Below are 12,720 nucleotides of genomic sequence, written 5' to 3' on the forward strand. Positions count from 1 at the left end.
GAGACGAAAGTCGTTTTCCGTACACTGCCCGGTGGGAAAAGGTGGGTGGTGCGTTACAGTCGGCTGAGGGCCGGCGTGAGCCGTCTCCCTGCCCGCACACCCTCGTCGGGAGCCGAGAGCGCCCGGATCGTCCGGTCCGGCCGACGTCGGAACCACCCGCACACCCGCCAGGCGCGGCCAGCCGCGCACCGTCCGTGAGGAAGGCTTTACGTGTCCACCAAGCTCGTCATCGTGGAGTCCCCCAACAAGGTGCGCTCCATCGCCGGCTACCTCGGTCCGGAGTTCGACGTCGAGGCCTCCGTGGGGCACATCCGCGACCTGCCGCAGCCCTCCGAACTGCCCGCCACCATGAAGAAGGGGCCCTACGGGAAGTTCGCGGTCGACATCGAGGACGACTTCACCCCCTACTACGTCGTCAACCCTGACAAGAAGAAGACGGTCGCCCAGCTCAAGAAGGCCCTCAAGGGCGCCGACGAGCTCTACCTGGCCACCGACGACGACCGCGAGGGCGAGGCCATCGCCTGGCACCTCCAGCAGGTCCTCAAGCCCAAGGTGCCCGTGCGCCGCATGGTCTTCACCGAGATCACCCGAGAGGCCGTCACCCGGGCCCTGGACAACACGCGTGACCTGGACATCCACCTCGTCGACGCCCAGGAGACCCGCCGCATCCTGGACCGCCTCGTGGGCTACGAGGTCAGCCCGGTGCTGTGGCGCAAGGTCCGCGCGGGCCTGTCCGCCGGGCGCGTCCAGTCGGTGGCCACCCGTCTCGTCGTCGAGCGCGAGCGCGAGCGCATGGCCTTCCGCCCGGCCTCCTACTGGGGGGTGGAGGCCACCTTCTCCACCGTCCTGTCCCCGGTGGACCTCACCGCCCGCCAGGACGCCTCCTTCACCGCCCGGCTGGTCACCCTTGATGGGCGGCGCGTGGCCACCGGCCGCGATTTCAACGACGCCGGCGAGCTGCGCCCGGCCGCTGTCAAGGCCTCTGCCGTCCACCTCCACCAGGTGGGGGCCGCCGCCGTCGCCGAGGCCGTCGGTCGGGGCGAGCCTCGGGTGGCCGGCGTCGAGGACAAGCCCTACCGGCGCCGCCCGGCCGCGCCCTTCACCACCTCCACCCTCCAGCAGGAGGCCTCCCGCAAGCTGCGCATGAACCCGCGCGAGACCATGCGCGTGGCGCAGGGCCTCTACGAGAACGGCTTCATCACCTACATGCGCACCGACTCCACGGTCCTGTCCGGCCAGGCCGTGGCCGCGGCCCGCTCCCAGGTAGCCGAGCTCTACGGGACCGAATACGTCCCCGAGCGCCCCCGCGTCTACGCCTCGAAGGCCAAGGGCGCCCAGGAGGCCCACGAGGCGATCCGTCCCGCCGGCGATCACTTCCGCACCCCGGCCCAGGTCTCCGGCGAGCTGACCGGGGCGCAGTTCCGCCTCTACGAGCTCATCTGGAAGCGGACCGTGGCCTCCCAGATGGCCGACGCCGTCGGCTCGACCGCCACCGTGACCGTCGAGGTGCCCCTGACCCCTGCGGCCGGCGAGTCGCGCGATTCCGGCCCCACCTTCTCCACTGCGGGCCTGACGGCATCGGGGACCGTCATCACTTTCCGCGGCTTCCTGGCCGCCTACGAGGAAGGCCGCGACGCCGAGCGCTACCAGGACGACTCCGGTGCGGGTGCGAAGGATGCCAAGGACGTGCGCCTGCCCGCGATGATCACCGGTCAGGAGCTGGCCGCCCTGACTGCCGAGGCCTCGGGCCACGAGACGACGCCTCCACCGCGCTACACCGAGGCCTCCCTGGTCAAGGCCCTCGAGGAACGCGAGATCGGCCGCCCCTCGACCTATGCGGCCACCATGTCCACGATCTCCGACCGCGGCTATGTCGACCACCGTGGCCAGGCCCTGGTGCCGACCTGGCTCGCCTTCGCCGTCACTCGTCTGTTGGAGGAGAACTTCACCGAGCTCGTCGACTACGACTTCACCGCCTCCATGGAACGTGATCTGGATCGGATCGCCGCCGGCGAGGAGGATCGCGTGGCCTGGCTGCGGCGCTTCTACAACGGGCAGGGCGCCTCCGACGCCGTCGCCCAGGAAATCGCCCAGGCAGCGTCCAGTGGCGAGCTCGATGCGGCCGCTGCCTCCGCCGCCGAGCTGCGCGCCCAGGGGCTCAAGGGGCTGGTGGACAACCTCGGCGAGATCGACGCCCGCGCCGTCAACTCCATCGAGATCGGCGAGGGCATCACCCTGCGGGTAGGGCGTTACGGCCCCTACCTGGAGGATGGCGAGGGCAAGCGCGCCAACGTCCCGGCCGATGTCGCCCCCGATGAGCTGACTGTGGACAAGGCCCGCGAGCTCTTCGCGCGCGCCGCCGACGACGGCCGTGAGCTGGGCGTCGACCCGGTCAGCGGTCACGTCATCATCGCCAAGGACGGCCGCTACGGCCCCTACGTCACCGAGGTCCTGCCCGAGCCCGAGGAAACGACTGAGGCCGTCCAGGCCGCCGCGGCCGGCATGGACGGGGAAACGGTCAAGGTGACCGCGAAGCCTGCCAAGACTAAGAAGACGACGAAGAAGACCGCCGGGCCCAAGCCCCGTACGGCCAGCCTCCTGCGCTCCATGGACCTGTCCACCGTGACCCTGGAACAGGCACTGGACCTGCTGAGCCTGCCGCGCGTCGTTGGGCAGGACCCGGAGTCGGGCGCGGACATCACCGCCCAGAACGGCCGCTACGGCCCCTACCTCAAGAAGGACACGGACTCGCGCTCTTTGGAGACCGAGGAGCAGATCTTCACTGTCACCTTGGAGCAGGCCCTGGAGCTCTTCGCCCAGCCCAAACGGCGCCGGGGGCAGTCCGCCGCCCGAGGGCCGCTGCGAGAGCTCGGCGAGGATCCGGCCACCGGCAAGCCGGTGGTCATCAAGGACGGCCGCTTCGGCCCCTACTTCACCGACGGCGAGATCAATGTGACCCTGCGCCGCGGCGACGACCCGGCCACCGTCACGCCCGAGCGAGCCTTCGAGCTGCTCGCGGAGAAGCGCGCCAAGGGACCCACCAAGAAGCGCACCACCCGTAAGACCGCAGCCAAGAAGACCACGACCAAGAAGACCACGACCAAGAAGACCACGACCAAGAAGACGGCGGCGAAGAAGACCGCCACCAAGAAGACGGCGGCGAAGACCGCGACCAAGACTACGACGCGCAAGACGGCCGCCTCGAAGGAGTCGTAGCCGGACGGCGGCCGCGCCTTCGGACGGACGGTCCATCCCTTCCCCGCCGGCTCGGCGGGGAAGGGGAGAGATCCTCGGCGCGAGTACGGGCGGCCGTGCGGCGGTGTTTTTGTTCCGTGAGCATCATCGCGGCACCGGTCGCAGTTCTGCGACAGATCGGCGACGGGGAGGGGACAACTGGCCGGTATTGTATTTCGCGTAAAACTCCCCATGTGATTCCTGAGAGGAACCCGTTATGCGTCTGCCCAAGATCGTTCTTGCCGGTACCGCCGCCCTGGCCCTGTCCCTGAGCCTGGGGGCCTGTTCGCTGTCCATCAACGGCTCCGGCTCGGGCGACTCCGCCTCGTCGGCCGCGACCCAGGCCGGGCAGAACGAGCAGAGTGAAACCAAGGGCGCCGACTCCCAGGGCTCGGCGAAGACGGACTCCCAGTCCTCTTCGAGCGGGTCTGCGAACTCCTCGGCCGGCTCCGACGGCAAGGACAATGACAAGGACGATGACAAGGACGGCGACGACGCCCCCATCACGGACGCCACCTGGAAGGACATTCAGAGCAAGGGGCAGCGTACGGAGGTCTCCGGCTCCTACGCCGTCCAGGGATCCGGAACGACGCTCAACCTGGTCGGCGACCTCGACACGCTCACGGTCCAGGGCTCCGACGTCAAGATCGCCGCTGAGGATGTCGACACCCTCACCGTCCAGGGCTCCAACGTCACCGTCTACGCCCGCGACATCGACCACCTCAACATCATGGGCTCGGACGTCACCGTCCACTGGCTGGGCGACGACCCGACGATCCAGGACACCGGCGCCAACAACACCACCGGGAAGCTCTCCCAGTGAGCCTGCCGTGACCCAGCCCGCTGCTCCGGCCCCGTCCGCCACCGTCCTGCTCGTCGACGACGAGGCCCCCATCCGCCGTTCGCTGGGCCCCTACCTGGAGCGCAGCGGGCACCGGGTCCTGCTCGCCTCGGACGGGATGGAGGCGTTGGACCTCCTGGCCTCCTACCAGGTGGACATCATCGTCACCGACGTCCTCATGCCCAGGATGGATGGTCGTGAGCTGGTGCGGCGGGTGAGGGCCGGCGGGGCCTGGACCCCCATCATCCTGCTCACCCAGGTCAACGCCTCCTACGAGCGGGTCTCGGCCCTCGATGACGGTGCCGACGACTACCTGTCCAAGCCCTTCGATCCCGCTGAGCTGGCCTCCCGGATCCGTGCCGTTCTGCGCCGTACCCGGGGGATGGCCCAGCCGCTGACCTCGGCCCCGAGACTGGTGGCGGGCGACCTGGTCCTGGAACGGACCTCGCGGCGGGTCACCCTGGCCGGGCGCGAGGTGGCTCTCACCCCGAAGGCCACCGTGCTCCTGGACTACCTCATGAGCCACCCAGGTGAGCTCCATACGCGTGATGACCTGCTGGCTTCCTTGTGGGGCATCGACTTCGCCACCTCCACGCGCGCCGTCGACCACCGCATCCGCGAGATTCGCCAGGCTCTGGGCGATGCCGCCGCCAACCCCGTCTACATCGAGACGGTCCCCTCCGTCGGCTACCGCTTCCGGGCCGGGGTCCGGGCATGAGCCAGGCGCCATCAGGGCCGCCGGCGCCCGGCATGCCGCCGTCGGTTCCGCCTCAGGCTCCCCCTCAGGACGGCCGCACCAAGTACCTACCGCCGACAGTGGACCTCGGTGGACCCCGGACCGTTGAGATCGGCCGGCCCCTGGTGGACGCGCCGCATCCCCCTGCCCAGCGGCCGCCGGTTTCTCCGCCGACGGCCCAACCGACGGCCGTCCAGCCACCGGCCGCTCCGCCTACGATCACCCAGTCAACGATAGGGCGCTTGACGATGGGGGCCGGCCGAGTCGTGGAGCCGCCCTCCGGTCCCACCCCCGAGGCGGCCCCGGTCGATCCGGCCTCCGGGACGGAGAGCTCCTCCGGCAGGGCGTGGATCGGGTGGGCGCTCGCGATCCTCGTCATCATCGGCGCGGCGGCACTCGCCTACGCCGTCTACGGTCTGGCTCCCCTGTTCATCATGACGACCGTGCCGCTCGTCGTAGCGGAGGCCGGCGCCGTGCTGGTACTGCTGGCGCTGCTCATCGCCGTGGGACGACGCCGAGAGAAGCGGGCGGTCGAGAGGGCCCGCCGCGAGGCCCAGCGGGAGGCCTGGGCTCGTCACCAGCAGTTCCTGCGCCGGTTGGACCACGAGCTGAAGAACCCGCTGACGGCGGTGCGCGCCGCCGTCGCCGACCTGCCGCAGGCCCACCCCCGGGAGTGGCAGACCCGAGTTGATGTCGTCGACGCTCAGGCCCGCAGGATGGGCCGCCTGGTGACGGATCTGCGCAAGCTGGCCGACTTGGAGACGGCCGCATTGTCATTGGAGGACGTCGATATCGCCGAGACGGTCCAAGACGCCGCCCAAGCGGTCAGCGAGGAGGGCGCCGCCCGTGAGGGGGCGCCCCGGATTCGCCTGGATCTGCCTCAGGTGCCGTGGCCGCTGTCGCATGTGTGCGGCGACGGCGACCTGCTGTACTCGGCCATCTACAACGTCATCTCGAACGCCTCGAAGTACACCGGCCCGGGCGGGACTGTGGAGGTGCGCGGCCGGGAGGAGTCCGGCACCATCACTATCGAGGTGGCCGACACCGGGATCGGGGTGCCGCAGGCCGACCTGCCGGCGGTGTGGAGCGAGCTGGCGCGCGCCGGCAATGCTCGGGGACTGCCGGGCTCGGGACTCGGATTGGCGCTCGTGGCGACGATCGTGCGCCGCCACGGCGGCAGTGTGCGCATGGCCTCCCGCGAGGGCGTGGGGACCCGGGTGTGGCTGAGCCTGCCCGTGGCCGGACCGAAGAGTGCGGCTTGAGAGCCTCCGCCCGCTCGGCGGCTGCGGAAGAGGATGCGCAAGGCCCGGCCGACTGGGCGAGGCCCTGTCGCAGGACTGCGACAGGGCGGGGACCGGGCGGCGACAACGCGCCGGTAACGTTCTGTTCATGACCAAAGCACTCATCTCCCTGCCCTCCCTCGCCCTCGTCACCGCTCTCGCGCTGAGCGGTTGCTCCCTGACCATCGGAGGGGACTCCTCGTCGCAGCCCCAGAGCCAGGAGGCTCAGACGAGCTCGGACTCCGGCAGCGCCGCGGGAAGCGCCAAGGGCACTTCCTCCGCCCGGGCGACGGGAACGGCCGCAGCCACGGGCAAAGCGGTGGCCGGTTACGAGCCCGGCCAGATCCCCCCGATCCCTATGTTCGAGCTGCCCGATCTCAGCCTGCTCACCCAGTCCACCGGCGCCTTCACCCCGGACCTCACCCGCACCATCACCTCCCAGCCCGGCGTCACCGTCAGGCCCGCCCGCTGCGACGCGAGCGGCTCGCTCGTCTCCGGCTCCACGGTCCTCGGTGGCGACGGTTCCATGAGTACGAGCTCAGGAGCGACCTCGGTTACCAACAATGGTGATGGGTCGGGAACTTACAGCGATGGCAAAGTCTCCATCGTCAATAATGGTGACGGGTCGGGAACCTATAGCGATGGCAAAGTCTCCATCGTCGTCAACGGTGACGGGTCGGGAACCTACAGTGATGACCACCTCTCCGTCGTCGTCAACGGTGACGGGTCGGGAACCTACACCGACTCCGCCACGGGGGAGTCCATTGTCATCAATGGCGATGGCTCGGGAACCTACAGCCACGGCAAGATCTCCATCGTCAACAATGGTGACGGGTCGGGAACCTACAGCGATGACAAGGTCTCCATCGTCAACGACGGCACGGGCAGCGCCACCGTCGACGGCGCCACGGTCTCGGCCAAGCCTGTCCCCAAGGCCGGCAAGGTCGGCACCTTCCCCTCCATCGACGCCGCCAAGCCGGTGCAGTCCTGCGGGACGGTCATCACCCTGGAGGACAGCGTCCTGTTCGACTTCGGCTCATCCGGCCTGCGCTCCGAGGCCTCGACCACCTTGAGCAACCTGGCCACCGTGCTCAAGGATTCCAAGGCTCCCAAGGTCCAGGTTCAGGGGCACACCGACTCCATCTCCGACGACGCCTCCAACCAGACCCTCTCCGAGCAACGGGCCAAAGCGGTGACCGACGCACTCACTTCCAACGGTGTCACCGCCACGATCGAGTCCGTCGGGTACGGGGAGACCCGGCCCGTGGCCCCCAACGAGAACTCCGACGGCTCCGACAACCCGGCAGGGCGCCGCCTCAACCGTCGCGTCGAGATCTTCGTGCCGACCTTCTGAGCCCTCTGACAATCCGGCCGTGCCGAGCCACTGCCCACCAGCCCCCACCACTCAACACCGGAGAGAACCATGTCCCCGACCACTCGTCCCCTCAACCCCCGCCGTACAGCCGCCGTCATCCTCATGACCCTGTCACTGGCCGGTGTCAGCGCCTGCTCCGTCTCCATCGGCGGCGCCGACCAGGGTGCCGCCACCACGGCCGCTCAGGAGCCCTCCTCACCCGAGAAGCCCGCGGCAACGTCCCAGCCCCCGACAGCGACGGAGGGCTCCCAAGCCCCCCAAACGCAGGCGCCCGCCCCGAGTACCCAGGAGCAGTCCACGCCGGCTGCCTCGGCCGGCGCCAGCGTCCCCGGAACCGGCGCCCAGCCCGCGACCGGTGATCGCCCCGGCGCCCAGGCGACCATCACCGACAGTGAGTGGCTGAGCGACCTCGAGAGCGTGGACCGGACCATCTCGGCAACACCGACCATGCTCTTGGACAAGGGGAATGACGATGTCCGCATCGAGGGGGACGTGGAGAGTCTCAGTGTCTCCGCGAGCAACGCGAGGGTCTTCGTCGACTACGTCGGCCTGCTGACTATTTCCGGCGGCAATGTCACCGTCTACGTCAAGGACGTTGACCGCGTCGTCATCAAGGGAACCAACGTGGAGGTGGTCTGGGCCGGCAACACTCCGAAAGTGGAGGACTTCGGCCACAACACTGAGACCCGCCAGCAGGGCGCTAAGAGCAGCTGACCGAGACCGCTCGGGAGATCTGACTGAGACTGACTACGCCCGCTTCATCCGGTGGCCCGCCTGGCTCTTGAGCCCGGCGGGCCGCACGGCCGCTACGCTGGTCGGGTGACTCAGCCGCCCCCCGCCACGGCCCACCCCGGTCTATTCATCTCCTTCGAAGGAGGCGACGGCGTCGGCAAGACGACGCAGATCCGCATCCTCGCCGACCTCCTGGCCGCTGCCGGCGTCGACCACATCCTCACCCGTGAGCCGGGCGGCACGGACCTCGGCCTCGAGATCCGGCGCCTCCTCCTTCACGGCGGGCACGTCGCCCCGCGCGCCGAGGCGCTCCTGTACGCCGCCGACCGCGCCCACCACATCGCCACCCGGGTGAGGCCCGCTCTCGAGCGCGGAGCCGTCGTCCTGGCCGACCGTTACCTCGACTCCTCGGTCGCCTACCAGGGGGCGGCCCGCGCACTGGGCCCCGACGAGGTCCGCAACCTGTCCCTATGGGCCACCGAGAGCCTCCTGCCGGACCTGACCATTCTGCTCGACGGCGACCCCGACCTGGCCGAGCGGCGCGCCAACGGCCGCGGCACCAAGGACCGCCTCGAGCAGGAGGGAGACGCCTTCCGCACCGCCCTGCGCCAGCAGTTCCTCACCCTGGCCGCAGCCGAGCCGGAGCGCTTCGTCGTCATCGACGCCGACCGTCCCGTCGACCAGGTGGCCGACGACGTCATCGAGGCCGCCGCCACGGCCGTGCGCCGCCACGGCGTGAGGCACGAGCGCGGCGGCGCCCACCAGGGGGTCCTCGTCGGCCTGGAGGCCTTCGTCGAGGCCGCCGCCCGCCGCGGCGCCGGGCAGCCGGCGAACCGACCGGAGGCGCGGTCATGAGCGTGTGGGATGACATCGTCGGCCAGGAGAACGCGGTGGCCGCCTTCAACGCCGCGGCCCTGGCGGCCCGGGAGATGGCCGGGCAGCGTGAGGCGAGTATCCCCGGAACTGCCTCCGCACCCCCGGACAACGCGGTGAGCGGGGGAGCGGACTGCCCGGCGGGGTTCGCGATGAGCCACGCCTGGCTCGTGACCGGCCCACCCGGATCGGGCCGCTCGAATGCTGCCCGCGCCTTCGCAGCCGCCCTGCAGTGCACCGGCCCCGTGCCCGGCTGCGGACAGTGCAAGCCCTGCCGCGACGTCATGGCCGGCTCCCACCCCGATGTCGTGCGCCTGACCACCGAGAAGCTCATCATCACGATGGACGAGGTCAAGACCCTCATCGGTGAGGCCCAGCGCCGACCCTGGACCGGTCGCTGGCGCGTCATCCTCGTCGAGGACGCCGATCGCATGGCCGAGCGCACTACCAACGTCCTGCTCAAATCCATCGAGGAGCCGCCGCCCCAGACCGTCTGGCTGCTGTGCACCCCCAGCGCCGACGACGTCCTGCCCACCATCCGCTCGCGCTGCCGCCCGGTGACGCTGCGGATTCCGCCGGCCGATGCCGTCGCCGAGCTTCTCGTGCGCCGCGATGGCGCGGACCCCGAGCTGGCCGCTCGAGCGGCTCGGGCCAGCCAGTCGCACATCGGGCTCGCTCGGCACCTGGCCACCGACGCCGACGCCTGGGAGCGGCGCCGACGTCTCCTGCTCGCCCCGGTCTCGCTGCGCAGCGTTGGCGACGCCGTCCTGGCCGCCGCCTCCCTGGTGGAGGCCGCCGAGTCCGAGGCCAAGGAGGCCACCGCCGAGCGCGACGCCCGCGAGAAGGCTGAGCTGACCCGCGCACTCGGTCTGGAGAGCGATGGGAAGATCCCCGCTGCCCTGCGCGCCCAGATCCGCCAGCTCGAGGAGGACCAGAAGCGCCGCGCCAAGCGCGCCCGCACCGACGTCCTGGACCGGGCCATGATCGACCTGCTGTCCTTTTACCGCGACGTGCTTACCACCCAGATGGGCAGCGGCGTCGAGCGCGTCAACCTCGACCTGGCCGAGGCCGTCGACCAGGCCGCCCGCACGACGAGCCCCGAGCAGTCCCTGGCCCGTATCAGTGCCATTGAGGAGTGCCGTGGCCGCCTGCGCTCCAACGCCGCCCCTCTGCTGGCCGTCGAGGCCCTCATGGTCCAGCTGCGGCCCCAGGCCGCGTCGACGCCAAGGCAGTCGCCATGAGATGTGAAAGGGGCGTTGTATGACGGCAACGCACTTCGGGGACGGCAATCCTGCCACCCCGCGGTTTCAGCCGATCGTCCGCCGGTCGAGCCCGCAGGAGCAGGTCATCGCCTGGGGGCTCATTGTCTTCGGCTTCCTGGGGCTGGTCATCGGGTTGGCGATCATGAGGTACGGGCTCTACCGGGAGGTGTTCATCTGCGCGATTGCGTCGGCACTCTGCTTCCTCATGGGGTACCTGACTCTGCGGCCGCGGACGGTCTTCGACCGCTCCGGCATCCACAGTCGGACGGCGCTGCGTTCCTACGACATCGCCTGGCCCGACTCCCGAAGCGACTTCGTCGTCGGCCGGTACGCCCACTCTATTCGCCGCCATGTCAGCAGCGGGGCTCCCAGTGTCTACGCGAAGGTGCGCAGCAACGGCGACGTGGTGGAACTGGGAGGGATGATCACCCGGGCGGCCACCGAGGCCAGGGCGCACCAGCTCATGGAAGTCGAGCTCGATCGGATATGGATCTGGGCCGCGTCCTGGGGCCTGGTAAGTCCTGACAACCCCGAGGGCAATAGGCTCGGCGAGGGAGAGGACAACGGCCCGTCTCATCCCTGAGGCGGATCGTGCACCTGTCGGTTGGTTCATATGATGCCGCCTATGGAAATGAGAATAAGACAGCGGAATCGTCGAAATGATGTCAATTCTGCGGTGATGAACAGGACCGGGCGAGCCGAAGGCGCTCGGGGTGCCGGGCGTCGTCGACTGGCTGCTGGGGTGCTGGCTGCTGTGTCCGGTGTGTGTTTGGGGGTGGGGGCCGGTGCGGTTCCTGCTGTCGCGGTGCCGGCGGCTCCGGCTGTGGCTGTGAAGGCTGCGGTTCCCAAGGGGTTGGAGTCTTTCTACGGTCAGACGGTGGAGTGGTACGACTGCGGTGCCACCGGTGGGATGGAGAAGTCTGCGGAGGCGACGGCCTTCAAGTGCGCCAAGGTGAAGGTGCCGTTGGATTACTCCCAGCCCGATGGTCAGACCATTGAGATTGCCATGAAGAAGCATGTGGCCACCGGTTCGATCCATCGGGGCAGCCTGTTCATCAACCCGGGCGGCCCGGGTGGGTCCGGGGTCCAGTACGTCGAGGCCGCTGCGGAGACGAGCTTCGCCGGTGTGCAGGGCTCCTACGACATCATCGGTTTCGACCCCCGCGGCGTCGGATCCTCGACCCTCATTACCTGCGCCGCTGCGAACGACGCGGCTGCGGCTCCGGCTGCCGGGGTTGGGGCGCCACAGGCCGACACTCCTCCGTCGCCGGTGGATGGCGGAGCGAATAACGATTACAAGGAGAAGTCTCCCGAGGTGGACGCAGCAGCATCGGGTACCAGCTTTGAAGATGCGGCCCCTCGCATTGCTGACGAGTATAAGCAGGCAGAGGCCCAGTGCGCCGCCAACACCAAACCGGCCGGGCTCCTCGATCACGTGGACACCGTATCGGCGGTCCGTGACCTCGATATTCTGCGGGCCCTGTCCGGCAATGAGAAGCTCGACTACGCCGGTTTCTCCTACGGCACCTACCTGGGCGCCCACTACGCCGAGCTCTTCCCGTCCAACACCGGCCGCATGGTCCTCGACGGCGCCATGGACCCCAGCCTCACGCTCTATGAGAGCAGCCGTGGACAAGCCATAGGCTTTGAGCATTCACTGCGAACCTACGTCGAGTGGTGCCAGGGCGCTGCAGACTGCCCGCTATCGGGCGGGACTGATGCCGGGGTTCAACAGATCTCCGACCTCTTCTCCTCCGCCGACCAGTCACCCCTGCCGACCTCCGACCCGAACCGCTCGGTGACCGGAACCGACATCAAAGGCGTCGTCATCCAGTACATGTACTTCTCGGAACAGGATTGGCCCGTCCTAAACCAGGCCCTCACCCAGGCCATCGTGCACCATGACGGCTCGATGATCCGGTCAATACTCGATCGGATCCAGTCAGCGGGCTCGAACAGCACTCTCACGCGTCTTGCCATCAACTGTCTGGACTACCGGGTCGAGGGCGATATGACCTCCTGGGCGGCACGAGACCAGGAGATGGAACAGGTGGCTCCACACTTCGGGCAGATGGCGGTCATCTCTGACCTGGCCTGCCAGTCGTGGGGCCACACCGGTACCCAGCCCCCCAAAGCACTCCATGCCAAGGGTGCTGCACCGATCCTCGTCATCGGGACGACTGGAGACCCCGCCACCCCCTACGAGTGGGCCAAGGCCCTTGCAGGCCAGCTGGAATCGGGCCAGCTCCTCACCTGGGAGGGCAACGGGCACACGGCCTACGCCAATGCCGGTCACGGACCCTGCATCACCAAGGCGGTCGACACCTACCTGCTCACCGGCACCATGCCCAAGAAGGACCTGACCTGCCGCGGCAAGGAATGAATCG

Annotated in this window: 10 protein-coding genes; all 10 read left to right on the forward strand. The window is 69.1% G+C overall.

What is annotated here, in order from left to right; translation table 11 throughout:
- Positions 1 to 210: 210 nt before the first annotated feature.
- The 10 genes from topA to FK256_RS01275 all read left to right on the forward strand — a co-directional run bounded on the left by topA (position 211) and on the right by FK256_RS01275 (position 12,716).
- The gene (gene topA, locus FK256_RS01230) at positions 211 to 3,216 is read left to right on the forward strand and encodes a type I DNA topoisomerase (protein WP_141423400.1); all 3,006 of its coding nucleotides are present in this window, start codon (positions 211 to 213) and stop codon (positions 3,214 to 3,216) included.
- A gap of 235 nt (positions 3,217 to 3,451) precedes the next feature.
- Entirely contained in the window at positions 3,452 to 4,057 is a 606-nt protein-coding gene (locus FK256_RS01235; RefSeq protein ID WP_021606438.1) for a DUF3060 domain-containing protein, read from the forward strand.
- A gap of 7 nt (positions 4,058 to 4,064) precedes the next feature.
- Positions 4,065 to 4,793, forward strand: coding sequence for a response regulator transcription factor (locus FK256_RS01240; protein ID WP_009234459.1), 729 nt, complete (start codon positions 4,065 to 4,067; stop codon positions 4,791 to 4,793).
- Positions 4,794 to 5,059: 266 nt separating this feature from the next.
- A complete protein-coding gene (locus FK256_RS01245; protein WP_141423618.1) occupies positions 5,060 to 6,073 on the forward strand; it encodes a sensor histidine kinase in 1,014 nt (337 codons plus the stop codon).
- Between the two features lie 127 nt (positions 6,074 to 6,200).
- Positions 6,201 to 7,445, forward strand: coding sequence for an OmpA family protein (locus FK256_RS01250; protein WP_141423401.1), 1,245 nt, complete (start codon positions 6,201 to 6,203; stop codon positions 7,443 to 7,445).
- Between the two features lie 69 nt (positions 7,446 to 7,514).
- Entirely contained in the window at positions 7,515 to 8,180 is a 666-nt protein-coding gene (locus tag FK256_RS01255) for a DUF3060 domain-containing protein (RefSeq protein ID WP_039894015.1), read from the forward strand.
- Positions 8,181 to 8,285: 105 nt separating this feature from the next.
- A complete protein-coding gene (tmk, locus tag FK256_RS01260) occupies positions 8,286 to 9,053 on the forward strand; it encodes a dTMP kinase (RefSeq protein ID WP_141423402.1) in 768 nt (255 codons plus the stop codon).
- Entirely contained in the window at positions 9,050 to 10,312 is a 1,263-nt protein-coding gene (locus tag FK256_RS01265; protein ID WP_141423403.1) for a DNA polymerase III subunit delta', read from the forward strand. The genes tmk and FK256_RS01265 overlap by 4 nt, the downstream gene beginning before the upstream one ends.
- A 19-nt stretch (positions 10,313 to 10,331) precedes the next feature.
- Entirely contained in the window at positions 10,332 to 10,916 is a 585-nt protein-coding gene (locus tag FK256_RS01270; protein ID WP_021606505.1) for a DUF2273 domain-containing protein, read from the forward strand.
- 96 nt (positions 10,917 to 11,012) lie between these two features.
- The gene (locus FK256_RS01275) at positions 11,013 to 12,716 is read left to right on the forward strand and encodes an alpha/beta hydrolase (RefSeq protein WP_244936094.1); all 1,704 of its coding nucleotides are present in this window, start codon (positions 11,013 to 11,015) and stop codon (positions 12,714 to 12,716) included.
- Positions 12,717 to 12,720: the final 4 nt, after the last annotated feature.

It is taken from the genome of Actinomyces johnsonii (assembly GCF_006546835.1).
Lineage (GTDB): Bacteria > Actinomycetota > Actinomycetes > Actinomycetales > Actinomycetaceae > Actinomyces > Actinomyces johnsonii.

What these genes read in the sequence shown, in the direction of transcription:
- FK256_RS01250 (WP_141423401.1), top strand. Translation starts at nt 6,201, where the DNA reads ATGACCAAAGCACTCATCTCCCTGCCCTCCCTCGCCCTCGTCACCGCT.
- FK256_RS01270 (WP_021606505.1), top strand. Translation starts at nt 10,332, where the DNA reads ATGACGGCAACGCACTTCGGGGACGGCAATCCTGCCACCCCGCGGTTT.
- FK256_RS01245 (WP_141423618.1), top strand. Translation starts at nt 5,060, where the DNA reads ATGGGGGCCGGCCGAGTCGTGGAGCCGCCCTCCGGTCCCACCCCCGAG.
- FK256_RS01255 (WP_039894015.1), top strand. Translation starts at nt 7,515, where the DNA reads ATGTCCCCGACCACTCGTCCCCTCAACCCCCGCCGTACAGCCGCCGTC.
- FK256_RS01235 (WP_021606438.1), top strand. Translation starts at nt 3,452, where the DNA reads ATGCGTCTGCCCAAGATCGTTCTTGCCGGTACCGCCGCCCTGGCCCTG.
- FK256_RS01275 (WP_244936094.1), top strand. Translation starts at nt 11,013, where the DNA reads ATGAACAGGACCGGGCGAGCCGAAGGCGCTCGGGGTGCCGGGCGTCGT.
- FK256_RS01265 (WP_141423403.1), top strand. Translation starts at nt 9,050, where the DNA reads ATGAGCGTGTGGGATGACATCGTCGGCCAGGAGAACGCGGTGGCCGCC.